Raw genomic sequence first — 26,145 nt, 5'->3', positions numbered from 1 at the left:
AAATCTTATACAATTATTAGGACTGACAAATGCTTTTTTAAATTAATCACGCTGAAATGATTTATTTCTAATGAACCTTTTTCTTTATCCTGAAAACCTTATTCAATTCCTTAATGACATTTATAAATCCCATTGATATATTACAACTTGGACAGGACGAAGCATCGGATATTACCCCTACATTAATAAAGCGAGCTAAAAAAAGAATATATGCTGATATTGAACTATCAGACGATGGAGTATACCATTATAAAGGGAAATCTTTTTCCAAATCGGATATTGATCATGCTATTAATCAATTAGACGACCATGATAAGCTTGAATATTATTTGTTTATAAACAAATATCAAGATTTACAGAACTTTCTTTACAGCCAGGACGATAGATTAATCAACAACTTTAGAAATGAAGCTATTTTTCTTCATCCGGGATTCATAGAGTTTATTAGTCCTTATTTTGCCGCAAGCTTTAATATATTAATTTATAAGACATATTTATCGGGGGAATTAGTTTTTTTCAAAAAGGCGACATCCGTAAAATTGCTAACTGTACCACGCGACATAACAAAGGCATATCAAAACCTTACCCAATACCTTACTGAAACAAAAAAAGATCTTGATAAAGTCGTTGCCGATCTTAGAAACAAAACCTCAATTCATACAGTTGATACTATCAAAAATGTTTATAGTCAGTATAAGTTTAAGCTAAGTTCACCTAAACTAAATTGTCTTCCAATATTATTTCAGGATCAGCGAAATGCCATTGCTAATTCTTTTCGAAACTTCTCGGTAAACATTTATAATTTTTTTGACGATGCGCAACTTTCAATGGACGTCATTAAATATGCTTTGACGTTTGAAGTTAATGGTTTAGATAAGCAGGAATTAGAAAAGGATTTGATTGAAATTACCAAGCTGTTTAATGAACGGGAAGAATCAATAATATTCGAGGAAATTATTAAAAAATATGCCGACCTTTTAAAAGAAGGTGACGCTCTAAATCAAAGAATAAACAACAAAACAGCCAATGGCACCACTGCGGTCAGTTGGGTCAACGCCAACATCCCTTTTTCTGAACTTAATTCGTTACCTGACAGTTTAACGGAAATCAATAGTCAACTGGCACTTTTAATTCGAAGTTTGTCTGTTTCGGTATGGAATAAATGGGAAGATATTGATAATGCAATTCGTTTGATAGATAAGTCGCTTGTTATAAAGACAACAGATTTAAAAGTTAAACAAAATTTAAACGAAGCAAAATCCAAACTATCGGAACTGAAAAGCGATCTAAACAAAGTTACCACTGTAAATGCAATACATCGTGCTCCTATCACTTCAAGACCGGTAACTGTTCCATCTCCTAAACCTTACACAAGCACTAATAATAAAACTTCTCAAAAAGATAATTCTGGCTGTGCAATTTTTATAATTATCATTATCGTTATCGCCATTATAATAGCTATTGCAAACGGTCAAAAAAATTCATCTACAGCGGTTTCGACTGCCGCTGATTCAGTTATGACAGATAGTTCGGCAACTATACTTGATTCATCGAAAACATCTGTGGTTACGCCCCCGGCACCCGTAAGTCAATGGGCCGGTAATAGCTTAAAAACAGGAGCCTCTCCATATAATTCTTGTTTTGGGATAGGCAGTTGGAATGGAAATGCCTGGATAAAATTCACAAATGATAATTCGGTGGATGCTATTATCTGTTTAGTGGATAGCCTGAGTAATAGCACGATAAGGAATGAATATATTAGGGCAGGTGCTGTGTTTAAGATGAAACAAATTCCGGCGGGTATGTACTACATCAAGGTATATTCAGGAAACGACTGGAATCCCGGTTTGCAAAACGGATGCGGTAATACCGGGGCGTTTGAAAAATCGCCTAACTACAGTAGTTCTATTGGAGTATATAATGCGATTGAAATAACAGACGATGGAGTTCAATACAGCACCTATAAAATCGATCTTTCGAAAATAATAAATAGTAATCCAGCTATTCCTTACAATGAATCGTCATTCTTCAATAACCAACAAACTCAGTAAAGTATGCAAGAGCAGGTGAAATTACCCAAGTTATATTTAGATATTTTAAACCAGGTGTTTGAAATTGAAAAAAAGCTAAGTCAAATTAAGGAGCCAAATTCAATTCAACGAAATGTTAACAGATTGAAAGAATCCTTCGAGAATATGAAGTCCAATATATCCAACGAACCAATGAATATTATATATAAAGACCCTATTGGAGAGGACTATAATGAAACCCGAACTGACTGTGAAGCAAGCATCGCAGGTATCACAACTGAAAATTTGGTAATTGTTGAAGTTATCAAGCCTATAATCTACTGTCAATTCGGAGGACAAAATATTATAGCTCAAAAAGGGGTAGTAGTAGTAGAAGAACAAAAAAATTAATCAAATGGAAAACATAAATTTTGGCATTGACTTGGGCACAACTAATTCTGCCATCGCCAAATTCACAAAAGGTCAGGTACATGTATATAATAATCCTACTGATTTTGGCAGAAATACGCTTCCTTCGGTAGTTGGTTTTCGAAAAGACAAAATTATAGTCGGAAATCAAGCCAAAACGTATTACGAAAAAGACCCCAAAAGCGTAGTAGGTGTATTCAAACGTAGGATGGGTACATCGGAAAGTTTTAAAATTAAAGCTATTAATGAATCCAAAAGTCCTGTTGAACTGTCGGCAATTGTTTTAAAGGAATTAAAGACATTTTTACCTCCCGGTGAAAGTATTGATGCAGCGGTGATAACAATACCTGCTTCCTTTGATACAACGCAGGCATCTGCAACAAAAGAAGCCGGCCTGCAAGCGGGTTTTAAACAAGTCATATTGTTGCAAGAGCCAATAGCTGCAAGCCTGGCTTATGCAAACATGAAAAAGGAAAAAGAATTGGCCGACGGTCAATGGCTGGTTTATGATTTTGGCGGGGGAACATTTGACGTTGCACTCATAAAAATAAAAGATGGTGAAATGCGCGTATTAGACCACGAGGGTGATAACTTTTTGGGAGGAGCCGATTTTGACAGACTAATTATTGAAAAACTTATTGTTCCAAAAATTGAAAAAAAATACTCTATTGATGGACTCTTAGACTCGTTTCAAAGTGGCTCAGGTCGGTTAAACGGAAAGTATTATGCACTGCTTCACCTTGCAGAACAAGCCAAGATTTTATTGTCAGCCAAATCATCCGCAGAAATTGAGGTTTCAGGTTTTACCGATGAAAATGATAATGAAATTGATGAAGAAATGATAATCTCAAGATCAGAGTTTAATGAGCTAATTAAGGATTATGTTGATGTGACAATCGATATGGTAAAAAAAATCCTTACCAGAAATTCATTAAAACCATCGGATGTCAATTTTACGTTAATGGTTGGTGGTTCTACTTACATTCCTTATGTAAGACAAAGGGTTGAAGAAATTCTTCAAATACCTATCAATTGCGAGATTGATCCAACGACTGCTGTAGCGATTGGTGCGGCTCATTACGCTTCCGGTAAAACCAAAGATTTTTCAGCGAAGCAAAACAATAACAGGAAACCTCAATTGAGTGTTAAAGCTGCATACTTAAAAACATCTAAAGAAAAAGAGGAATTGTTCTCTGCCAAGATAACCGGCAATATTGAGGGGCTGTTTTATCGTATAAAAAGAGCAGATGGCGGATTTGATACTGGCTTAAAACCATTGTCAGCTAGGATTAGCGAAGACCTACCATTGGTGGAAAACGTTTATAATTTCTTTGATCTAACCGTTTACAATGGTGCGAACGATATTATCGAAACCGATTTAGACACAATTGGAATTAATAGTGGATTCGGAATCAGTGGACAGCCTTTACCTGAAGACATTAGCCTTGAAGTAGATGACGATGAAAATCCAGGCGAAACGAAATTGCTTTTAGTATTTCAAAAAAATTCAGTATTACCTCTTAAAAGAACAATTACGCGTCAGCTAAATAAGACCGTTATTAAAGGTTCTGTAGACGAGTTAATAAGAATAAATGTTTTAGAGGGACCTTATACCGCGTTACCAGAAGCAAACAAAAGAATAGGCTATTTTGAAATTACCGGCAAGAATCTCATCCGGGATATTCATAAAGGCTCCGATGTTGAGATTACTATTCAAATGACTGAATCCCGTGATTTGACAGTATCTACTTATTTAACAATGGCAGATCAGGAATTTAAAGAGATTTATAATCCAAAAGAAAGAAACACGCCTGTCAGCGTTTTAAAATTGGATATAGAAAATCTATCTGTAAAACTTGACGAAGAATTAGAACAGGCAACGCAAACAGAAAATTATGAAGCTGCTAAGGAACTGTTAAACTTAAAAAGGGAAATGGAAGCTATTTCCGAAAATGCATCAGATTTGACAGATGATGATATTACGGATAAACGTTACCAATTAGAAGATAAAAAACGAAAAGTGGCTTTAGATATTGGTAACGCCACGATGGATAAACGCATTGCCGCTGCCAAAAGTGAATACTTTGAAGCTAAACAGGAATGTGAAGAACTTTTGGACGAAAATGGGAACGATCATGAAAGAAAGTATTTTAATGACGTCGTTGCGCAGGAAAATATAATTTTCAGTTCAAGCAATCCTTTAAAAATAAGAGAATTTGCGGAATCATTACATTCAATACGGTTCAACATTATGTGGCGGACACCTGATTTTTTGGTAGCCCTGTATAATAACTTATCTTCAGATTTGCATAAAATGAATGATGCTAGTCAGGCAAAATCGTTATCGGATGCTGGTAAATTTGCAATTGAAAGTAAAAACTGGAGCAGGTTAAGTGAGATCGACCGGGGACTGCTAAACCTTTTGCCAAAAGCTGCACAACAGGAAGCTACAAGAAAAATTGGCTTTTAATGGATGTATTCAATTTGAACGCTTTTCTATTAGGAGTGCTTATCTTTTTAAGCACTTCTTTAACTATTCTTTTTTACATATGGTTCTGCATGATATGGGAAATTAGGATAGAAGAAGTGACAATTTTAACCAATTCCTGGTTTTCGTTGGTCGATAAAAAGATAAATGGAATAAAATATATTCTGGGTTGGTTACCGTTTGGAAGCTCTGTCAGACCGTTAGGTATGTTAGAGGAAGATGCGGCAAGACTACCCGAGGAAGAATATAGGTATGCTTTTTTAAGTAAAGAGCGCTACAAACAACGACTATTCAGATTTACACCGAAAATAGTCTGGGCCTTTGTAATGATTATTTCTTTATATGCAGTAAGTAAGGGCAGCAGTAATATATTTTCCAACTTTATCGAAATTGAAAAATATAGTTACATCGCATTAAAAACCATGATTATTCATGACATTTCAAGGGCGCAGTTTTTGGCATTAACCCATCAAATTTTACTTGGTAAATCTAAAGTTGTCTTTGCATTGTTATTAATAGTGAATCTTCAATTACTATTATACCCCATAAATCCAATATTGTTATGGATAGCCAGCGAGAATAAAAAGCATGGGTGGCAAAAGTTTACCGCTATTATTGTGTTCATGATTTTTTTGTATCTGTTTCTTTGGTTAATACCGTCTTTTGTATTTTCTTTTTTTCATTGGGAAAGTATCATTAAGTATATGATAAGTGCGTTTTTGGGTATTTATAGCGTAGGATTGACCGCTTTTATTCTTATAGTCTTTCTTGTAGGAAAACGAATTAGTGTTTAACGTTAAAGTATTCTTACGATAAAAATTTGCTTCTTGTAGGCAATGTATTGAATTGTGGGATTAAATCTTCTATCAAATGAGTTTCGCGTTTAAATTTTCGGGAATTCAGCTTATGTGATTCCTTTATACAACATTCAAATGAGAAGGGCTTATCCTTGTAATAAGCCTTTCTTATTTGGCAAATTCTCTTAAGCGGGATCATTTATGATTTATGGGGTAATCTACTTACTTGTATATGTATGTCTAATTTTTGCTCTTGTTTTCTTTGCTGCTTCCTCGCTTTCAAACTTTGTTACCATTTTTTCAGCAAGACCGGGATTATTTAAATAGGTGGTATCAGCCCATAATCCTATTTCGGGTGCGACCTGCTTAATCATCCTGAATTTTACCTCCACGGCTTCTAAATGGGTATTCTCTTTCCATAAGTAAATTATCAATCCTGTAGCCGATGCGAGGTAAATAAATATGACTGCCAACGCTATGAGCACACCCTTAGACTTAAAGTCTAAGGAGTACTTAAGTTTTATAGGCAGGGCTTTCCTAATGGCCTCTAAAATGCTTCGCGTTTCTACCTGCTGCTTTTGGATTTGCTCGGCAGGATAAGCAATGTTCATTTTCGCGATGGCGGCTATTTGCTCCGCACTCTCTTTATTGTACCTGACTAAAAATACTTTAAAAATTTCCTTTAATGCCTCGAAATGGGGCGTATAGTCCTGTATTTTCTCGGCCTTTTTCTCCATCTCGGTGACCCGTTTTATCAATTGGTCGATGATCTCATCATCGATGCTTTTTTCATTATTTTCCATAGTGTTGTTTTTATGGGTTAATTATTACATATGCATACCCCGGCTTTGCTCCTGATCGTTGTCCTGACCCTGACCTTTCTTTTTCTTTCTTCGGTACGGCTCATCCGGTTCAGGTGTGATTACGGGTATAAATCCCGATGGTAAAAAGCTATGCTGCTGTGTGGAATGCTCCTTGCCAGTGTCCTTGTTATTAATTACCGCCCTTAACTGGTCTGCTAAAGATGGCTCTAACGCCTTAGCCTGTTTCTGTTCGGCCTGCTGCTCTATCTGCTTGCTCAACCTGCCATAGCTTAAACTGCGGTCGATCTCTGACCCCTTAAACTTGAACTCGCCCTTGCTGAAACTGATACCCTGTTTTTCAAGCGTACCGCTTTTATATTTATACTGCATACCAATGCCCTGCTTCGCTAACTCCTGCTTCAGTTCATTCATGCTGTATACCTTTTGACTTACCGCCTTAATGGTATCGTATAGCTCGTACTTTAGCTTATCCATACCCTTTAGCTGCTGACGGTTAACGTTCTGCTTGTCCTGTGCGACAAACAGGCCATGCTGCAACGTGAGCGACTTACAAATCTTGATGCTCTTTTGCCGTTGGAAGTTATCAGCTATGGTTTTGCCATTGTGGTTTACCCGGTTATAAATGATATGTACATGCGGATGCTCCCGGTCTTTGTGACGTACCATTAAAACCTGCGTGTCCTGTATTTTCATCCGCTGCAAATATGCCTGGGCGATACTGACCATTTTTTCATCGGTCAATTTGTCCTTATCGTTCGGGCTCCAGCTTAATGCAATATGCCCGACCGCCTGACCTAAGCCGGGGTTCATTTTACGCTGTGCGTTAAAATCCTCGATGGTGTGCGCGATCTGCCCGGTGCGTACACCGTCCGCGTACAATATGCCTGCATCCTTTTTCAGTACGTTGTACTGGATGCAGCCGCCGAAGCTTTTGCCGGGCTTAGGTATCTTGGCGATCATGGCTGTTAAAATATTTTAGCGCGTCGAAAATCTCGGTTAGGGTACTGTCCGCTTTCCGGGCAATACTTAGAATACCGTCCCGGTGCGCGAGTTTCGTTAACTGGTTCAGGTTATTGGCTAACCCTGACAACATCCGCATCAACTGTAAATCTTCTGGCTTTAGCCGGGCGACTACCCGCGCGGATTTAGCGGCCGCCCTTATCCAGTCGCTTACCCGCATCCCTGCTTCTCTGGCTTTCGACCCGATCATAAAATGTTCAGTGGCGGTTAGCCTCACCTTTACATGCGTCTCGCGCCTGACCCTGCTCTTGGGTCTGCCGCCCTTACGTTTCGGCTGTTCCGTTTCCTGTTTTGCCGTTGCTTTTAAATCCTGTGACATCATAATTCCTGTCTTTAAAAAGCCTAAAAGTTCCTTAAATCTTTTTGCGACCATCGGGAGCAAAAAGCAAGTTTGCCGACCCGCCGTAGGCGCGGGCGGAGTTTTTGGGTACCAAAAACACAAACTCATACTTTAGTAGCCGTAATCCAGGAGATAGATTAATGAGTAACTAACACAAACGTGCAGCATGATTTATATGAATGTATAGCAAGATCTTACCATACCTATCAGAAGATTATAAAGGCAGAGACAAGAGTACCGAACATTAACATGCAACAACTTACAGGATGTATGCATAGCGAGATAATACCTTGTTTTTGTAACGCAAACAGGAATACCGGCCCGAGAGTACCTAACATAGCTTTGCAGCAGAATAGATGCATGCTTAGCCAGATAATGCCTCCCCGGTCTCCTGTTTCGTTTATTTGTAATTAGTTAGTAAACAATAAGATATTGATATAGAGAGGGGACGGCAAAAGAGCATCCACATAGCTTGCAACATCATAAGTAATGATGTATGCCTGAGCAAGACCTTACCATTGCCGGGTTCTTATCCATGAGTCTCAATAGTATTTTAAGCCGGGGGACAGCTCCCTGAGCCTGTGTAGAATATGAGTATAGACTGTGGGATATATCTCTCTGTTTCGATTTCTGTAACAATTCAATTATGAGCAAAAAAGTAACATTGAAACAGTGCCTGGGTATTGACGTATCCATGAAAAAGATTGATTGCTGCCTGTCCTTCTACACAGAAGACCTGAAGATCAAGGTAGTGGCAACAAGCGGATATGAAAATAACCCTGACGGATTTGTAAAGCTCCGGGAGTGGTTAAACAGGAAACAGGATAATAGCCTTGCCTTGCATGTCAATATGGAGGCGACCGGCACCTACCATGAAGAAGCCGCCTATTTTCTTGCCGGGGTCGGTTACCGGTTGAGCGTTATTCAGCCCACTAAAGGCAAACAGTATGCCAAGAGCCTGGATGAGAAGAATAAAACAGATAAGATCGATGCCGGTATGCTGGCCCGTATGGGACTGGAACGGGACCTTATGCCCTGGAGCCGGCCCAATGAGCAGCTGCGCCGCCTCAAAAGAATGAGCAGGGAACGCATCGGTTTGATCCGGGACAGAAACGCCTTAACCAATCAGTTACATGCCCTGAACCATTCTTTCGATGCTTTCAGGGATAGTGTAGAGCGCCTGAAAGAACGTATCGCTTTAGCAACCAAACAGCTTGGTGAGATAGAAACACAAATGCGGGAACTGACAGATAGTGACCCTGAACTCTCCAAGCGAACCAAACACGTCATTACCATTCCGGGGGTCAACTTTGTTACAGCTATTACAGTTATTGCTGAAACCGATGGTTTTGCCAATGTCGGTAACCGGCGGCAGCTGGTCAGCTATGTGGGTTTGGATGTGGTTATGAAAGAGTCAGGCACCCTTTCATGGCGGCCCCATATATCCAAACGGGGAAATGCCTACATTAGGGCGGGGCTGTATATGGCTGCTGTCAGTTCTATTATTCACAACAAAACCTTAAAGACTTATTTTAACCGGCTTAAAGATAATGGCAAACCGGGAAAGACGGGTATCGTTGCCCTGGAAAGAAAACTGCTCGTCCTGATCTATACCCTGTATAAAAACGGTCAGGATTATAGCCCGGATCACCGGTAGCCTAATATCTGGTACTGCTTTTTTTAAAAAGAATAGCCCGCATAAACGGGCTATAGTAGATGGTCTTTGCCCTAAAGTAGGGCATAACCTCTGGTACTGTAAAGATAAGCATTATTCTGTATTTAGGATACCATGGCATAGTTTCAACGCGTGATCTGCTGACCCTGCGATCTTTTCTTTCTTTTTTTCTTTTGCTCGGCTTCGCTCTCCGGGACGATATTAGCACCTGCTGTATACATCGGTTCCAGCATTACTTCCAGGAAACTCGCCGCTGTTTTGCCTGCTGCTGCCAGCATACCGACTGTGGTCGTAAACAAGCCTTCTGCAACGCCCTGGGCAAGTTCATTAGCTACCGATCTGCTCTGGTAATTCTGCGAAGCGCCCTCGGCCAGTACGCCCAGCTGTTCCCGCTGCGCCAGTTTGCCGTTCTTCTGAACATTAGCGTAGGCCAGTGTATCTTTAAGTTGCCTGTCAAATTCGAACAAGCTGTCAAAAAGATTTTCCCCGCTTTGCTTGAAAGCCACCCTGTCAAACTGCCCCATCTTTTTAGAGTGCTCCGCATTCTTGCCCCGCGAGGTGTTCATCGGGCTAAGCTTGATCTTGTTAGTCGCATCCTTACGGCTGACAATGACCTGCACATGCATCTGCTCGCCGTCCTTGCGGTCGCCGCGCTTTTTAAGTCTCTGTTTGACCTCCGGGTCTTTGTGGCTATAGTAACGGTGATTTTCCAGCTTGGCGAACCATACCAGGTCTTCATGGCTGTGAATACCGTCTTTTTTAAAGTTCTGTGCGTAAGCATCCATTACCCTGACGGCGAACCCTTTCATTTGCTCTTTTGCGCCATCTTCGCCGTATTGCTCTTTTAGAAACGCGATCTCTTTCTGGCTGGGGCTGATATTGACCAGAAAGAATTTGGCATCCTCCTTACTCAGCTTAGCGATATTGTTATTTATTGTCCGCATTACCTTATACGGTTCGATCCTAGTCTGCTGGCCGTTAAACCAGTACTCCGGTTGTTGTTTATGATCGAGCCGGTTTTCTTTTTCAAGATAATGCACCAGCCCTGCGCTGCTTCCTTTGTTCGCCGCTTCTTTACTGTCTGTAATATTAATAAACATACCCCCTAACATTCTTGATTTATTACTTATAATAAACTGATCTGCGATTTGGTAACCGCAATCAGCTCTTCTTTTTCCCTGCCGATGTCATCATGCCAAACGCATCTCTGGACCGGATATACCCATCCAGGATATGAAGGAACTGCGACTTGAGCGCTTCCTTGCTTTTAAGCCCTTTCTGCATCGTGTCCATGATTATCCCGATGGCGTTTAGCTTCCCGTCCTGGGTATGTTGATTATTCAGCAGGTCTGTATTGGCCTTGAGTATTTGAGTATTAAAGCGTTCAATGATCTGGCCTTGCGATACAGATACCCTGTCCATTTCCGTTTTCATGGGTATGAGCAGCATGTTTTCCTGGCTTTTGATAAAACCGATATACTGCTGGTGGTTCTTCATCAGGGCATTCTTTAACAACTCATCATTCAGATCTATCGGATCCTTCTTGCTTTTATAAAAATAGTCTACCATCTGGATAAAGACCTGGCGCTTTGTCCGCCCCAGTTTAAGGGCGATCTTTTCAAACTTCTGGTCAACCAATATGGGGTATCTTACTGATCTTACATTAATATCTTCCATCGTTCATTCGTTTTACCAGCACAATCCTGTATATCGGAATATGCCTTTATCTGTTTATACAGGATACCCTAAGTATCCTGTTTTCTTTTATTTCACCGGCAAAAACGCCCTAAAGTATCCCCGGAGGATACGTAAAACCCCGTAGCGATAGCGTAGGGCAAGCAAAGTAGGGCTCCGCCCAACTTCCGCTTGCTCCTTATGCTTTTCGCATAAGGACAAGACTTTATCCCGGTACAAAGTCCCGGGTACAAATCCTCGTGGCACAAACTCCCCTGGTACAAAATCTCCCGGTATAAAATCTCCCGGTATAAAATAAAGCACGCGTTTCGTAAAGGCTGCCATCAAAAAATTACTTAAAAATTTGCTTTTCATAATAGTATCTTGCTTCTTACCGGCAAATGCCTTTTGTTAACGGCCTCCGGCCGGTATAGACAACTATACAGCTATACCGGAAGCGGTATGCTGTGCCGCTCTTTTTACCAAAGCTTCGCTTTGGTCTTCACCCGTTGCTTTTTCCGATGCGAAGCATCGGAGCTGCTTTTTCTCCCTCACCTGGCGTTGCCCTCCAATAGCTTTTCAATGTCTTCTAACTTGTAATAAAGCAGCCCGCCGATCTTGGTATAACGGAGTGTTCCGTTAACCCTTAAATTCTGTAAGGTGCCTGGCGAAATGTTTAACAGCTTCCTGACCTCGTAGCTTTTCAGCCATTGTTTACTTTGTCCCTGACCCGGTTTTAGGAGATGCTTCATCTCGGTTAGCATCTCGTTTTTAAATTGCTTTAGGTCTTCCCTTGTGATTAATTCAACGTTCATCTTTTCCTCCTTGATCTTTAGTTTTTTGTTGCATGATTGCGAGCACCTCGCTCTTTTTAAAATACACCCGTTTGTGCAGGCGTAAAAAGGGCAAGCCTTTTTTCATCCAGTCTGTTAGGGTGACCAATGACACGCCTAACTCTGCGGCCAGTTCCTGTTTGGATAACAGCCGCTCGTCATCAGGCGGGGGACTGCCGCCTGTCTTTAAATGTTGTTGTAATTCTGCCCTGACTGCATCCCGGATACAGTGGCTAAGGGCTTCGTAGTTGATTATTGTCATGCCACAAAAAAATATAAAAAAGGTGCGCGGGCATGACCACGCAGATTTGCGTGGTTAAATTGGAGTGGTATAAGGCAAGTTAATACTTGCTATAACTTGCTGAAATATAGAATATTGCCAATCGTATTAAGATAAGCAAGGTATGCGGATTATTTATCGGTATGGGTACGCTTTTTGGATGGCGTGATGTCAAAAAGCCGCATTTGAGCAGGTATAACAGAGTACTTTTTGCCGGGGTTTTCCTTGTCTGCGGGAAAATAACGGCGGATGGTTTCTAAATTGATTTCTTCGTTACCCTCCCTGAAATACTTAGCTATCATCTTGCACCATACCATTTGTGTCTGTGAGAAAACAAGCTCCTTGCGGTTGTCGGGTAAGATAGTGGATTGTAATTTTAAACAGAGGTCTAAGAAAGTTAAAAGGTAGCCTTCGGGAATATCTATGTATTCTTTGGTTTCCAGTTTCTTTGCTTCCCTCACTTCATTTTTAAGCTGGGCGATTTCGTCTTTCTGCCTTACAATTTCCTCGTGCTGCTCGGCAATGATCTCCGGCAGGGTCTTTTCCGTATGCCATTGGTCTATTGAACGCAGGTACTTTTGAAAGCGTAATAATTTTTCAATCATCTCCGTATCCGTGGCATGGCTGGAATTAAACGGGTTCTTGTTTTCTAAATATCGTATTCGCCTTAGAACAATCTGCCAAACGAACGTAAAAAATTCGCGTTCTCCCTGCGGAACTTTATCTAAGAAATAGGCTAAATGGTATTTGTAGTATAAACTGTATTCCTGCTCCGGCAATTGGAATAGCCGGTAAATAAACAGGTTATCCTCATAACCTTTTTTTAATCCTGTTACAATACCAATATCGTACTTATGTGGGTTGAGGTCAAACGGTTTACGGGCTTTAAAATATCGGTTCGGCATGGCTTCGGTTGTTAATTTCCTATTACATGCTATAACGATAGTTTTCCGTTTTAGTTTATTACAGCCAGTTCCGGGATTTTATAATGGCGATTATAATTAGATATGTAGATTAATAGTAATAAATATTACAGGGGGGGGTAACTGGAAAATGCTGTAAAAAACAAAGCCCCCAATGAAGGGGGCTTGTGAGACTGTCCAGTTAAAACGCCTGCCGTTAGGCTGTCCAGCTTTTTCTCCTGTCTCAAATACTAATACAAATATAAAGATTTTTTGTATGCAAACATTGATTTTTGCAAATAAAAAATTCAATTATAATGTGTACTGTGTTAACGGAAACTGGAATAAAAGGTTTTAGGGATTTGTCGTAACTTCTATTAACCGCCTGTTATCCATTTTTTTCAAGCTCGATTCGTCTCCGTCTATTAGTATCACATATTGACCATCGCTTATTCTAAATGTATCAGTTACCATAGCCGTAAATACGGTAACTTCATATTTGCCTATTTTACGTTCGTAAAAACCAACGGCAACGTTAAGCATCCCATCGGCTGTATCCTTTTGTAAAACGACCCTTAACGAATGACTGGCCGGGTTTGTTGCGTTAACAAAGGCAAAGTTTTTTACCTTAAAAGCATAGTTGATTAAATGACTAATCGAATGCGTTACCAACTCTTTAATGGTTTCCTCGTCTATGCCTTCTCGCTTTTGACCATCATCGCTGCCAAACTGAACGCGGTTTAAGTAATGCTTATCAAACCAAATCTCTATATGTAACTGCTCGGATTTCTCACCGATCTTTCTTGCATTTTTTGAACCAATGTTTTCTGAAAAGGCTAATTCATCTACTACGATTTCTCCTATCAGTTCTTTTGTTATCCGTTTACGTTTTGGTCTGCCCATTATTAGAAAAATTATTACTGCCTATGCAAGACTAAACCTATCAGGCAGGGTATTTAGCAAATATAATTGAAACTAGCCCCATACCGGAAATATGGGGCTAAAATCTATTGAGCTCTTAGACGCTCACTTAATCGGACCATATCGTCGCCTAACTTACTTTCGATCACCTTTGCATATATCTGCGTAGTGGTAAGTTTGGAGTGGCCTAAAAGTTTGCTCACCGTTTCTATCGGCACGCCGTTGGTTAATGTTACTGTAGTGGCGAAAGTATGCCGGGCGATATGAAAGGTTAATGGTTTAGTTATATCACACATATCAGCAATTTCCTTTAAATAGCTGTTTAGTTTCTGATTGCTTAATGTTGGCAATACCTTTCCCTCGGCCAAAGCCTGCGGATGGCCTTTATACTTTTCGACAATTTCTAAGGCTTTTGGCAATAGCGGCACTTTAACCGGCTCATTGGTCTTTTGCCTGTTAGTCATGATCCAAATGTTATTTGCAGATTTTTCAACCAAGTTGGCCGGGGTTAAATTAAAAACATCTATATAAGCAAGTCCCGTATAGCAACTGAAAATAAACAGGTCTTTAACAACCTGCAACCTGACGATATTAAAATGTTTGTTCTCAATCCTTGCCAGTTCGTCTTTGGTTAAAAACTCCCGTTCGACTTTATCGAATTTCAATTGGTATGCGTGAAAAGGGTTGCGGTCTATCCATTCTAACCTGACAGCAAGGTTTACCATCTTGCAAAATCTTTCGATGTGTTTCATAAGGCCATTATTATTTAATGGCTTCTGTCCCTTGTCCGGTGTCCTGTTGCGCAGGTAGTATTCAAAATCGGTAATAAATTTATAAGTGAGTTCAGAAAGGTACTTGTCTTTCGTCCCAAATCGTTCAATGATAAATTCCTGAATATACTTTTGGGTGGTGTAGTAATTTTTCATCGTTCCCGGTTCCAACACCTGTATTTGTTCTGTGTTGTGATATTCAATCAGGCGGCAAACGGTAAATGCTGCCTGATCTTCGCCTGTAAACTTATCTTTTACCAATTCAGAGGTAATCAGCTTCTTTTGCAATAAGAGGTGCTGATAGCTTTCTACAATACCTGACCTGTATTGCTCCAGGTAGTTGTTTAATTTTACCACTTCTTCCTTACTGCCTTTTGCCATACCTTTGTTGGCATTCCAGTTTGCAGGGTCGATTGAACGTTTTACTGATACATCGGTACGATGACCATTCACCGTAATTCTCGCGTAAATAGGTGCTTTTCCGTCATTGGTCGCTTTATACTTTCTTAAGTAGAAGATTACGCCAAAGGTGTTGTTTTGTGTTTTCATATTTGTCAATTTTTATTTTGCAATAGCTTCAGATTGACAGATTTTAATATGCTTTGGCAGTGGGGCGATTTGCCCGGTTAATTAAGGGCACTGCAAAGGGTACTAAAACCAATCAAAATAAATCAAATAACAAATTGACTATCAGTTACTTAATGAGCTATTTGTGCCCAAATATAAATGATATAATTGGGGCACCGAATAGGGTACATTTTCTTTGATATAACTTGAATGAATTGGGGTGAAATAAAATAAAAAAGCCCCTAAATCATAGATTTAAGAGCTTTTTAGTGTCTAATGACACCGTGAGCGTCGGGATGGCAGGATTCGAACCTGCGGCCTCCACATCCAAATGTGGCGCGATACCGGGCTACGCTACATCCCGCTTTGGCTTTCGCCGGGTATTATGATTCCACCAATCAGAAAAGAAAACCCTCTAAAATTCAATTTAGAGGGTTTTGATACTTGGTATCGCTTTAGTCGGGATGGCAGGATGCATCCTAAACTCTCTATATTGTTGTTAATCTGCAACTTACAAACGTTTAAATTTGACAGGGTGCAGAATAGGGCATTTTTCAATTCATATCAAAATGAACTATTTTACATGGTTTGACTGTTTTTACTTGTCTATCCCAATGATATACAAAGATAACAAGATATAGCCAAAGACAAAAATTCATGTCAAATCATTGTCTTTTTTTCGGTCATATTTCTTTAAAAGCAACCCCCAAATTATAACTACAATCGTTGGTTAACTCCCCAACAAGCTTTTTTCTTTTAGCTATAAAAAATACTCATAGGATGGCAAAACCCTAATTTAAACGATCTCTCTAAATTCTCATTAGCTCAATTATCCGCGGATAATCAAAAACCTTCCCCTTGCATTATTCAGATCTAATCAAAACCTTTACAAATAATTTAACGTAAGACGAAATATAGCAGCTTTGCTATTTCCTTAAAGTTAATGCTCCCTGGCTCACCCCAAGCCCCCGAGATGTATAATTATTTTAATAAACCGTAATGTAGAGAAACAAGATATATAACATCAATTAAATCTAATAAAACTAAACCTTTTTCACGATCAACTTGCGGGCTGGTAACCGTAATTGAATATTTAATAGCCTATGCCAGTTAATCATTTTATTCATGTTTTAAATAGCTATCTACCTCTTTCGCAAGGTTATCAGGATTTTTTGAAAGAACATGTTAAAACTATTTATGTAAAAGCAAAAGATGTGCTTTTACCCTTTAATCATCAAAAATTTGTCTTTTTCTTCGTCAACAAAGGCATGATTTACTCTTGGCGTGAAGATGATGAGGGAAACGTAATTCCGAGACAATTCACCTATGAAAATCAATTTACCGGAACAACTATTAACCCCCTTTACCCCGTACTTATTCCTGATGGTATTAGTTGTGTTGAAGACAGCATACTGGTAACAGGAGATGTGGCTATTTCACCAAAAGCTGTTGAAAAATTTGATGAGGCCAGGGAACTGATTAACATTCTTGTTAGTAACGGTCAAGTTCAACAGCAAAAACTCAATAATGCGTTATTATTACATAATGCCAAAGACCGCTACAAAAGCCTGCAAGAAATAGCACCCGTACTATTTAAGCGTGTTCCCGAAAGGCTACTTGCTCCTTATTTGAATATGAGCCGCGTTCACCTTAACCGGCTTAAAAATGGTCATTTATAATGTCCTGATTTTAGCAATAATCATTCCAAAACATTCCAAAAAGTTGTAACAAATGTTACAACTTTTTGGAATTGTATCGTATTACCTTTGATCTATTAACCAATAGTAACAGCTTACTTAATTTTTAAGTAATACAAACGGAAAGGAGCTTGGTGACAAACAGTAAAAATCAATTTTACGGATTACGTATCCGTCAGTGGCTTAGGTCACTTTAAATTTTTAACTAAATCTTTTTGCTATGAACATAAATTTAGTAAAGCACCCATTATCTGAATTAAACGAAAAGAGTAAGGCAACAATCATCTTTTTAATTTGCTTGAGTTCGGTATTTCTCTTTGTTTATACCGCAGGCAGCAAAATAATTCAACATGATCGATTTCTGGATGGGATAAAAAATGTGAACATCCTAAGTCCCTACGCCACTTTTCTCTCTTGGATAGTACCTATTTCTGAATTATTTGTCTCAGGCTTATTACTCATCCCAAAAACATATCGGATTGGCTTGTCATCATTTCTATTTCTAATGATCACTTTCACGGTTTACATTGTAGGTATGTTGTTATTTGCCGATAAACTGCCTTGTCATTGTGGCGGGGTAATTGAAAGTCTGACTTGGTTCCAACACGTTTTATTTAATTTGCTTTTCATAGTATTAGCTTTGGTCGCATTATCGTTAAGTAATGATTATCAAAATTCAATTAAAAATGAAAAATTTTAAAAAAGTTGCAATAGGGATATTTGTAGCCGTTATTGCTTTTAGCTTCAGCGCATTTACCAATGCAAAAAAGTTTGCTACTACTAACAAGTTTTATAACACAACCGGCATAGCAAGCAGCAATCCTGCCGACTATGTATACCGTGGAGGCGGCGTTGACCGTTGTCTTTCAAACCCATCTGATGTTTGCACCGCGGAATGGAGCACTACTAATACTCCTACAACCGGACAAACGCCAACCCAAGCTGGTTCACCATCATTTGTTGGTAACCCTACTTCAGGCGACTATAATCCATAAATTAAAATAATGGCAGGGTTAACAAACCCTGCCATTATTTTGATTTAAGTTCAAGGGCCTCTTTAATCTTTTGAGTTAACCCGTTAACGCCTTTTGCCCGTAAATCATTTTCCGAATTACTAAATATCTTTCCTTCTTTGTCGATTAACAAAGGATGTGGATATGCGACTATCGAATACTGCTTTATTACTTGAGAACTATTAGCTTTGTACAGATTGATGATTTTTGTTGAAGTGTAGAAATTACTCGTCACTCCTTTATTCCAAATATCTTTATTCGCATCCAAAGAAATGCTAATAAAAACCACATTCTCATTAGAAGAATAGGCTTCTTCTACCTTTGAAAGCACATTTTTAAAGTACTCAATACATCCCTGGCATCCGGTAAACCAAAAATCAATAAAAACCACCTTGCCTTTATAATCGCTCAAATTAATCATGCGATCATTACGATCTGGCAAAGAAAAATTGTAAGCAGTTTTGCCGATTTGGTTGTTGCTAATTGATAAATTTAAAATATCTAAATATTGATCATTTTTGACAGTGTACAAACAATCACTTAATATCGGGGAATCATCGTTTATATAAGATATGTTGTTGTATACGAATGCGGTTAATAATTTTTCTTTTAATTGTCCAGTGTAGTTAAATTTTAAATAGTTATATACTTTCTCTACTAAAGGAAGATTTACCTGACGCTTCTTTTCTTCGTTATTATTTCCCAATAATAAGGTTTCCAATTTTGATCGAGTTAAAATATAGTCCAAGTAAAAAACAGAATTGGATGCATTATTTTGAATAATTCCCGAACTTTTAATTTGGTATTTTTCCTTGTACAGGTTTTTATAATTGTCTTTTTCTAAACCAGAAGTTGCCATAGATGTTCGTATCGACATTGGTTTTGCATATAGGTCATTCATCACCTTTCCAATCAGATTAGCCTCAACAATACCGTAAGTTTCGTTTGACAATTTTGACTTGAAATTGTATAAAATATTAAAAGGGGTTTTTAAAATATAATCAATTCTTTTCTGTAGCCTATTTGACTCTTGAGAGAGTGTTGGAATAGGAAGTTCAGCACCTTGATCTTGATAGATCTTTAATGTTTTGTAATATTGTGCGGTTTCCTCTTTATTGTAAAATTTCCAGGCATTGGCCGAGGCAGTATCTAAACTGTAACGACAATTATTTTTTTCAGATCCTTTACCGGCAAACAATATTGTCTTACAATTAACACAGGTAGAATCGCCTTTATCGGTTTCAATATATTCAGCAATAGACGGTTTTACATTGGTAATAGCGATGTTAATATTATCACCAGGTCCGATCAAATAGAATTTTAAATAAGGAAATGCGTTTCCCCATTTATCATTAAAATCTGAAAGTGAAAAATAAGACAATTTGTACACGGAATCTAATTTGAATGTAAACCGGCCATTTTTTAAAGGTACACGGTAACTTCGATGGGGTATAAATTGGCTTTTATCAGCAGTAAACAGATTATCCCATAAGTCGATATTGACACTGTCAATTTTACTTTCATAGTTGTAATATCGCCCTGAAATGATTACAACAGAACCTGATGTATTGGTTTTAGCTTTGCGTTGGGCATACAGCAATCCGGGTAATAACAGGAAAGCCACCCAAATTATTTTTGGTTTGGACATAAATTTTTTTTAGTGATATTACCTTGGATTTTGTTGTAGCCCACCGAGAGTTATCTCATTTATATCGATAGGCAGGGTGTATCTCAATGAGTTGGGTAATAAAGTATATTTTTGGCCGCTAACAGTCCTTGTCAATGTAGTTTGAAAACGGCTGTCAACATTTAGCCTTCTTAAATCTGTCCATCTTAGCCCACGAAAACAAAGTTCTTTACGCCGCTCTGATAGTATTAAAATAAGAGCTTCGTCAGCAGTTGTTACCGAAGCATTTTGATATGTTCCGGTTTTCCATCTCAGTTTTAAAAGTTTATTGAGATCCGCCATTGCTTCAGTAATTTTCCCTGTTCTTGCAAAACATTCCGCACGATTTAAATACATTTCGTCAGTTGCAATTCCCCCAAATAAGGTGGAGCTTCCAGAATAGCTACCTTTATAGGTTAAATTGCCACCAACTGTTGTAAAAAAATTTGCAGGTCTTAAATCATTACCATTGTAGGATTGATAGAGGTTTGGATCAATGATCAACCGCGTTGTGAGAAACGATAAATAAGTTATAAGCGTTGAATTAAAAATGATCTCTGGATTAAACATCTGAATTGGACGAGGATCGGCACTATTTAATTGGTTATAATCCATTAAACTATTCTGTAGCTGCAAACATGAATCAGCGTATAATAAAGCTTTATCATAAATCTGTTGAGATAAATATATTCTTGAAAGCAAACCATAAGCAGCGGGTTTCGATGGTCGCATAGGTGTCAATGGCTTGATGGGTAGCAGTTGAACCGCCTGTAGTACATCTGATTTGATTTGCTCATAGGTTTGTTCCACGGAAGACCTATTAACGGTAATATTAATATTAGCAGATGTTCTTAAAGGCAATCCTAAATCAGTTTTAGCCGTGTTTGAAGAATAGCTATTGCAGAATAGCTGGGCTAAATTGTAATAATCAAAACTCCTGTAAAAAAGAGCTGACCCTTCAACGTTTTTATATGCAGGATTAGATTGGTTGCCCGCTTTGATTTTTGACAATCCATCCAATACAACATTTTCATTTAATATTCTTGCATAGGATAATGTCCAGTCATCTACAGTTGCCGCGCTATAAAAATTATCAGTAGTAGGTGCCCACAGATAGACGCTTCGTTCGGTTTGAGAAAGGCCAGGAAAGCGAGTATCATTAACGTAAAAATCTCCTTCACTAATCACTCCAAGACTTGGCTGATTAATATTCATTGAAGATGTCGAATTGTCGAGTAAGGCTTGATAATCCGCTACAGTTGTCGGTACGACTAAGGATTTACTTGGCTTGGCATCTAACCAGTCTTTTTTACACCCGCAATTAAGTATACTTAACAGGGATATTATGAGTACGTATAATTTATTAATTTTCATAAATTTTGCTTAATTGATATGTTAGAAATTTCCTTTAATTCCAAAAGCTATAGATCTTGGATTAGGCATAGTACTGTTATCATTTGTTCCGGGAATAGCATCCGGGTCAATGCCGCTATGATTAGCACGCCAAATAAGCCCTACATTATTGCCATAAATGAATACTTGCAGATTTTTAAAGGGAAGTTTGGGAAATTTGGAGTTTGAAAAATCATAACTTAGGCTAATATCCTGTAATCTAATATTGTCGCCTTTTTCAATGTTGACTTCAGAATATTGGTAAAATCTATCTCTTGCTTGGGAAAAGGGATAAATTATCGACGGTACGTTTGTCCTTGTCTCATCGCCAGGTTGAAGCCATCGATTATCATAGTCACGATTAACTGCTAAAAAAGACGTTCCAGTTGAGGTAATTCCTGAATAATTTATGGTAGGTTTTCTGAAATAGTAACCTAATTTGTATGTAATCTGAACCGCCAAAGCAAATCCTTTGTAGGTAAACTTATTATAGATACCCCCGTAATATGTTGGTCTTGCAGGGCCGGAATAAATTAATGAGTTGATAGGGCTATTATTTACAATAGCCGAATAATCTTCACTCGTCGCCCCATTTAAATAACCTATCGGATTTCCCGTTTGCGCGTTGAGCCCGCCCCATTTATAACTGTATAGGCCAAATACAGGCCTATTAATATTGGGGACGGCAGAATTGCCGTTCCCATCTGCCCCTACCAATTGTGGCGCGGTAGGTGTGACATCATAGCGTGTTACTTTATCTGTTGAATGACTTATTAAGAATGTAGTTGTCCACCTAAGTTCACGGTTAAGATTTTTGGTAGTAAGTACTAAGTCAGCACCCGACCCTCTCATATCTGAATAATTACCCTTTAAAGTTGTTATCCCTACATTTGTAGGAAATGTCTTAAATCCTAACAAATCGGTTTCTTTCTTGAAATAAAAATCGAGACTGCCAGTAACGATATTGTTTTTAAAACCAAAATCCACTGCTAAATTCCCAATTCCGGTTTTTTCCCATCGTAAATCAGGATTACCAATATTGGAAATGGACGCATAGGGTAAATTTGTAAATTGAGCATTGTTATAATATTGAAATGTTGTAACACCTGTTACTGATCTGTCAAGATTACCGTTATAGCCGTAGGTTGCCCTTAATACTAAATTTGGCAGCCAATTAACATTGTAAAAGCTTTCTTTATCGACCGTCCATTTGCCGCCAAAAGACCAAAGTGGAACACTTTTTTGGTTTGTAGAAACACCGAAATAATTTGAACCGTCTATACGAGCGCTGGCAGTTGCAGTATAACGATCTTTGTATGTATAAGCGATATTTGCAAATGAAGATCGAAAACGATCCAATGTCCCGGTTATACCTAAGCCACTATTAATAGCCGAGAAGCCACCAGATGGATTAGTTGGAAATGAATTCAATGAGTTTACGTTCGTGAACGTGGAAAGCTCATCATTATAGCCATACAGACTTGAAGAGTTGTTTTCAACCGAAGTTTGTGAAAACTCAGTACCAAGTAAAGCAACGATAGCGTTATTCCCCCATTTAACATTATAATTAATTTGGCCGCGTAAATTGTTAGAAATAACATTGCCATTTGTTAGTGCTAAAATTCCGCCTAACGGGATGTTATATCCACTTACCATTCCATTATTTAGAATGGAAAATTGATTGATCAAATTACGAACATAATATGTATCCTGACTTTCATAATCTCTATTTTGGAGATTCGTCCGTTGATATTGGTATTTTATTTCAGCACTCAAACCAGGCCAAAATGTATATTTTAGGCCTGGTGAAAATCTTAGATCAAGATTTTTAGTTACGTTATCCGGTTTCTCTAATTCATTAAGTGGGTAATAGCTCCAGTCTAAAAATCCTTTTGATGATGTAGCATTTGTAAAAGTTTGATCAAAATCTATAGGAATAGCTAATGGCTGACCTTGAGCATCGGCGATTTGTGAATACGGAAATAATCGGTTAGAAAATTGATTTAAGGTATTGTCTATTTTACTTTTATCCTGAACAACATTTAAGCCCACATTTATCTCTAAATTTTTAACCGGGCTAAAAGTATTTTGGGAATTAAGGGTTATCCGCTCATAAGAGTTGCCTTTGATACTTGGAATATTTTTGTCGTAACCAATAGAGAAATAATAGACAGTGTGTTTTGAGCCACCAGAGAAATTGGCAGCGTACTGTTGATTAACGGAACGTTGGTAGAAATATTTATTTAGCTCATCATTTTTAGTCAGATTACTTAATCCGTTAATTTGAGTGTTAAGTGCCGCCACTGATATAGCTCCAGAGCGTTGTTGAGCCAAAAGTCGCACTACAGGCGATATAACCGGATAATTAGTAACATCCGTTAAGTTAGCATCATAATAACCGTTACTAAATAAATATTTCTCTAATTGAATGTAAGAAGATGAGCTTAATTGATTAGGGTTGTAATTTAAATCTGGCTTATTGGTGATAGTGACGTTTGAGTTAAATCCAACTTTTAATGGTTGATCGATTTTACCTCTTTTTGTAGTTATAACAATTACACCATTACCAGCTCTTACACCCCAAATGCTTGCTGAAGCTGCATCTTTTAGAATGGTGACATTCTCAACATCATTAGGATTTATATCATTAATATTTCCACTATAAGGAAAGTTGTCTACTACAATTAGAGGTTGGTCATTAGCAAAAATGGTGCTTCTCCCACGAACATTTATATCTAACTGACCCGATTTAGCGGTCGTACTGTTGGCATTAAAAAGCACTCCACTCGTTATACCTGACAGTTTTGAAAGAACGTCCGTTGATACTCTCATATCAAATTCACTTTTAATTGGTTGAGCAAAACTTCCCGTAACACGTTCTTTTGGTATGTTTTGATAACCCGTAGAAACTACTGCTACCTCATTAAGTTGATTGCTACTATTTTCAAGCGAAATGGTTAGGTAGTTCGCGTTTGATACAACAATGTCTTTTGTTACATACCCAACAAATGATACCTGTAAAACAGTACTGTCAGCTACGTTAGTGATTTGAAATTCGCCATTGCTATCAGCAGTTGCCAAAACTGGCCCACCTTTAACTTTAACAGTTGCCCCAGGCAGTGGTGCCCCATTGCCGTCGGTAACCTTACCCTTAACTGGAAACCTCTGTTTTTCTATTTGCCGTTGCGAGGGAGGCCGTGAGCTTGTATAATCGAATTTTACGACGATTTGGTCGCCTATAATTTCGTAGGTCAGCGTGAGCGGGGACAACAAATCGCTCAGCACCTTACTGACCGGCTGATCTTTCGCGTGTATAGTTACCGGATTTTTTAAGATGCCTTTGGCATTGCTGTAAATAATGCCTACGTGTACCTGCTTAGAAATTTCGTCAAGCGTTTCCTTTAGCGTTTTCTTATCAATATCAATTGAAATGCGCTTATTTAAGTCTTGCGACCGCGCTATTTCGGTTGCCAATGCGCAATTGAGAAAACTGGTGATGGCAACGGTTAGTACAAGTGATTTGTACTTTAATCTGGAGCGTAAATTTTTGAGCATAGTGTTTAATTAATGGGGTTAAATGAGAATGTGAAATAAAATTCTGATCGTATTATCAGCGGCGGGGATTGTTGAATGAGCCAAAAAAAAGGCAATAGAAGTCCCGTAAAGCAATTTTTCATGTTTTTGCAGTTTAATTTGTTCGTTAAAATTTGGTTAGGTGACTGTCAGAAACCGCAGTCCTTAATTATTATTTCTCACTACAGCCCCCCTCGAAAGTATATCCTTTATCTGTTTGCCGGACTGTTGCGCCGATGGCCGCCGCCAGTTGCTGCAACACAATATCTATCGGCTTTGATGTATCAAATTCACCGTAACAGAGACAGGTTGCCGACTTGTTTTCCAGTTCGATGGATTGATTGTAATAGCGCCGGAAGTCCGCAACGACTTCCGGCACTGGTGTACCGTCGTAACTCAAAATACCGTCTCTCTTTTTTATTATTGGGTCAATCGTTGTTACTGATTTGTCGGTTAAAGATGCTTGCGAATTGTTATAGATGGCCTGTTGTTTAGGCTTCAGGATAACTTCTGATAGCTTTTCTTTTTTGGCTGATAACATGGAAACCTTTACAATGCCCGTAACTACGGTAACTTTGTAGATATTCTGTTTACTGTAGGATTTCACATTAAAAGAGGTGCCGACGACTTCGGTCTGAATCCGGCCACTATGGATGATAAAGGGGTGTTTTTTATCTTTGGCCACTTCAAAAAAGGCTTCCCCATCCAACATTACTTCTCGATAACTATTAACTAACTGATCTGAAAATTTTATCGTGCTGGATGGGTATAGCCATACTTTTGTGCCGTCGAATAATTGAATAAATTTTCTCTGGCCTGTTTGGGTAACTAACTGTTTTGTATGCTGTTTGATTTGGGCATTGTAACTATCGTTAAAATGCCGGAATAGCAGGAACATGGTCGCTGATCCTACTAACAGCCATAAAGCTGCGATCCTTAGCCAGGAGTTGGCTATTTTATAAGGGGACTTTTTTTCTTTTACAGACGGGATTTGAGTGCGGATTTCGCTCAACAAGATAGACTTTAATTTAATTATGGCCCTGTCTTCCTGTTTTTCATCAAGCGGTTCAGGAGCATTTTCAGAGAGTACTTCCGCGATTAAATAATCAAAGATTTCCTCATTTTCTTTCTTTCCAATTAAAACAAACAATTCTTTGATCTCATCTGATGTACATTGCACCGCGAGATATTTTCTGAATAGTTTTTCGATATGGATTTGACCTGCCACTTTGTTGGGGAATTTACCAACATAACTGCAAAGCGATCGAATATCCT

General features: G+C 38.5%; 22 protein-coding genes, 1 tRNA gene and 1 pseudogene. 8 read left to right on the top strand and 16 right to left on the bottom strand.

The annotated features are described in order from the left end of the window. Positions 1-113 precede the first annotated feature (113 nt). The 4 genes and pseudogenes from DIU38_RS06350 to DIU38_RS06335 all read left to right on the top strand — a co-directional run bounded on the left by DIU38_RS06350 (position 114) and on the right by DIU38_RS06335 (position 5,720). Positions 114-2,051 carry a hypothetical protein gene (locus tag DIU38_RS06350; protein ID WP_112658970.1) on the top strand — a complete coding sequence of 646 codons (1,938 nt, stop codon included), beginning with the start codon at positions 114-116 and terminating at the stop codon, positions 2,049-2,051. Positions 2,052-2,054: 3 nt separating this feature from the next. Next, positions 2,055-2,420, top strand: a complete 366-nt coding sequence (locus DIU38_RS06345; protein WP_112658968.1) for a hypothetical protein — start codon at positions 2,055-2,057, stop codon at positions 2,418-2,420. Positions 2,421-2,424: 4 nt separating this feature from the next. Further along, a pseudogene (locus DIU38_RS34805) lies at positions 2,425-3,462 on the top strand (Hsp70 family protein); the annotation flags it as partial. Positions 3,463-4,997: 1,535 nt separating this feature from the next. Next, positions 4,998-5,720, top strand: coding sequence for a hypothetical protein (locus tag DIU38_RS06335; RefSeq protein ID WP_112658964.1), 723 nt, complete (start codon positions 4,998-5,000; stop codon positions 5,718-5,720). A 221-nt stretch (positions 5,721-5,941) separates the two neighbouring features. Here the strand turns inward: DIU38_RS06335 and DIU38_RS06330 are convergent, their stop codons facing one another. Genes DIU38_RS06330 through DIU38_RS06320 form a run of 3 tightly spaced genes read right to left on the bottom strand, consistent with a single transcriptional unit; the run spans position 5,942 to position 7,940 of the window. After that, complete coding sequence (locus tag DIU38_RS06330) at positions 5,942-6,526, bottom strand: hypothetical protein (protein WP_112658962.1); 585 nt, start codon at positions 6,524-6,526, stop codon at positions 5,942-5,944. Positions 6,527-6,550: 24 nt separating this feature from the next. Continuing rightward, positions 6,551-7,507, bottom strand: coding sequence for a relaxase/mobilization nuclease domain-containing protein (locus tag DIU38_RS06325; RefSeq protein ID WP_112658960.1), 957 nt, complete (start codon positions 7,505-7,507; stop codon positions 6,551-6,553). Further along, positions 7,488-7,940 (bottom strand): plasmid mobilization protein, encoded by a 453-nt coding sequence (locus tag DIU38_RS06320; RefSeq protein WP_167516097.1) that lies wholly within the window; start codon positions 7,938-7,940, stop codon positions 7,488-7,490. The genes DIU38_RS06325 and DIU38_RS06320 overlap by 20 nt, the downstream gene beginning before the upstream one ends. A gap of 613 nt (positions 7,941-8,553) precedes the next feature. Between DIU38_RS06320 and DIU38_RS06315 the strand changes: the two genes are divergently transcribed. Next, complete coding sequence (locus tag DIU38_RS06315; RefSeq protein ID WP_112659106.1) at positions 8,554-9,564, top strand: IS110 family RNA-guided transposase; 1,011 nt, start codon at positions 8,554-8,556, stop codon at positions 9,562-9,564. 143 nt (positions 9,565-9,707) lie between these two features. Here DIU38_RS06315 and DIU38_RS06310 read toward each other — a convergent pair whose 3' ends face one another. From DIU38_RS06310 to DIU38_RS06270, 9 genes are all read right to left on the bottom strand, one after another. After that, positions 9,708-10,682, bottom strand: a complete 975-nt coding sequence (locus tag DIU38_RS06310) for a DUF5712 family protein (RefSeq protein WP_112659104.1) — start codon at positions 10,680-10,682, stop codon at positions 9,708-9,710. Between the two features lie 61 nt (positions 10,683-10,743). After that, entirely contained in the window at positions 10,744-11,259 is a 516-nt protein-coding gene (locus DIU38_RS06305; protein ID WP_149354047.1) for a BfmA/BtgA family mobilization protein, read from the bottom strand. An 87-nt stretch (positions 11,260-11,346) separates the two neighbouring features. Beyond that, the gene (locus tag DIU38_RS06300) at positions 11,347-11,631 is read right to left on the bottom strand and encodes a hypothetical protein (protein WP_149354046.1); all 285 of its coding nucleotides are present in this window, start codon (positions 11,629-11,631) and stop codon (positions 11,347-11,349) included. 176 nt (positions 11,632-11,807) lie between these two features. Continuing rightward, positions 11,808-12,071 carry a helix-turn-helix domain-containing protein gene (locus DIU38_RS06295; protein ID WP_112656893.1) on the bottom strand — a complete coding sequence of 88 codons (264 nt, stop codon included), beginning with the start codon at positions 12,069-12,071 and terminating at the stop codon, positions 11,808-11,810. Then, positions 12,061-12,351 (bottom strand): helix-turn-helix domain-containing protein, encoded by a 291-nt coding sequence (locus DIU38_RS06290; protein ID WP_112656891.1) that lies wholly within the window; start codon positions 12,349-12,351, stop codon positions 12,061-12,063. Before DIU38_RS06290 ends, DIU38_RS06295 begins: the two co-directional genes overlap by 11 nt. Before the next feature lie 149 nt (positions 12,352-12,500). Beyond that, positions 12,501-13,274, bottom strand: a complete 774-nt coding sequence (locus DIU38_RS06285; RefSeq protein ID WP_112656889.1) for a hypothetical protein — start codon at positions 13,272-13,274, stop codon at positions 12,501-12,503. Positions 13,275-13,625: 351 nt separating this feature from the next. Further along, on the bottom strand, positions 13,626-14,174 hold the full coding sequence (locus tag DIU38_RS06280; RefSeq protein ID WP_112656885.1) for a hypothetical protein: 549 nt from the start codon (positions 14,172-14,174) through the stop codon (positions 13,626-13,628). A gap of 104 nt (positions 14,175-14,278) precedes the next feature. Then, entirely contained in the window at positions 14,279-15,511 is a 1,233-nt protein-coding gene (locus DIU38_RS06275) for a site-specific integrase (RefSeq protein WP_112656883.1), read from the bottom strand. Between the two features lie 309 nt (positions 15,512-15,820). After that, positions 15,821-15,893, bottom strand: a tRNA-OTHER gene (locus DIU38_RS06270). 739 nt (positions 15,894-16,632) lie between these two features. Between DIU38_RS06270 and DIU38_RS06265 the strand changes: the two genes are divergently transcribed. The 3 genes from DIU38_RS06265 (at position 16,633) to DIU38_RS06255 (ending at position 18,221) form a co-directional block, all read left to right on the top strand. Then, a complete protein-coding gene (locus DIU38_RS06265) occupies positions 16,633-17,208 on the top strand; it encodes a cyclic nucleotide-binding domain-containing protein (protein WP_112656881.1) in 576 nt (191 codons plus the stop codon). A 238-nt stretch (positions 17,209-17,446) separates the two neighbouring features. After that, on the top strand, positions 17,447-17,926 hold the full coding sequence (locus DIU38_RS06260) for a MauE/DoxX family redox-associated membrane protein (protein WP_112656879.1): 480 nt from the start codon (positions 17,447-17,449) through the stop codon (positions 17,924-17,926). Continuing rightward, complete coding sequence (locus DIU38_RS06255) at positions 17,913-18,221, top strand: hypothetical protein (RefSeq protein ID WP_146750404.1); 309 nt, start codon at positions 17,913-17,915, stop codon at positions 18,219-18,221. The genes DIU38_RS06260 and DIU38_RS06255 overlap by 14 nt, the downstream gene beginning before the upstream one ends. 34 nt (positions 18,222-18,255) lie before the next feature. On the opposite strand, the gene DIU38_RS06250 is transcribed toward DIU38_RS06255, so the two are convergent. The 4 genes from DIU38_RS06250 to DIU38_RS06235 form a co-directional block, all read right to left on the bottom strand. Next, positions 18,256-19,887: a TlpA family protein disulfide reductase gene (locus tag DIU38_RS06250; protein WP_112656875.1), complete on the bottom strand. Its 1,632-nt coding sequence runs from the start codon at positions 19,885-19,887 to the stop codon at positions 18,256-18,258. Positions 19,888-19,905: 18 nt separating this feature from the next. After that, a complete protein-coding gene (locus tag DIU38_RS06245; protein ID WP_112656873.1) occupies positions 19,906-21,279 on the bottom strand; it encodes a RagB/SusD family nutrient uptake outer membrane protein in 1,374 nt (457 codons plus the stop codon). A gap of 21 nt (positions 21,280-21,300) precedes the next feature. Further along, a complete protein-coding gene (locus tag DIU38_RS06240) occupies positions 21,301-24,852 on the bottom strand; it encodes a SusC/RagA family TonB-linked outer membrane protein (RefSeq protein WP_112656871.1) in 3,552 nt (1,183 codons plus the stop codon). Between the two features lie 190 nt (positions 24,853-25,042). Continuing rightward, complete coding sequence (locus DIU38_RS06235) at positions 25,043-26,098, bottom strand: FecR family protein (RefSeq protein ID WP_112656869.1); 1,056 nt, start codon at positions 26,096-26,098, stop codon at positions 25,043-25,045. Between the last annotated feature and the right edge of the window lie 47 nt (positions 26,099-26,145).

The organism is Mucilaginibacter metallidurans (assembly GCF_003286435.2).
Classification (GTDB): Bacteria; Bacteroidota; Bacteroidia; order Sphingobacteriales; family Sphingobacteriaceae; genus Mucilaginibacter; species Mucilaginibacter gossypii.
Note: the sequence above shows the minus strand (reverse complement) of the source record. Positions and strands in the feature narration are given on the sequence as shown.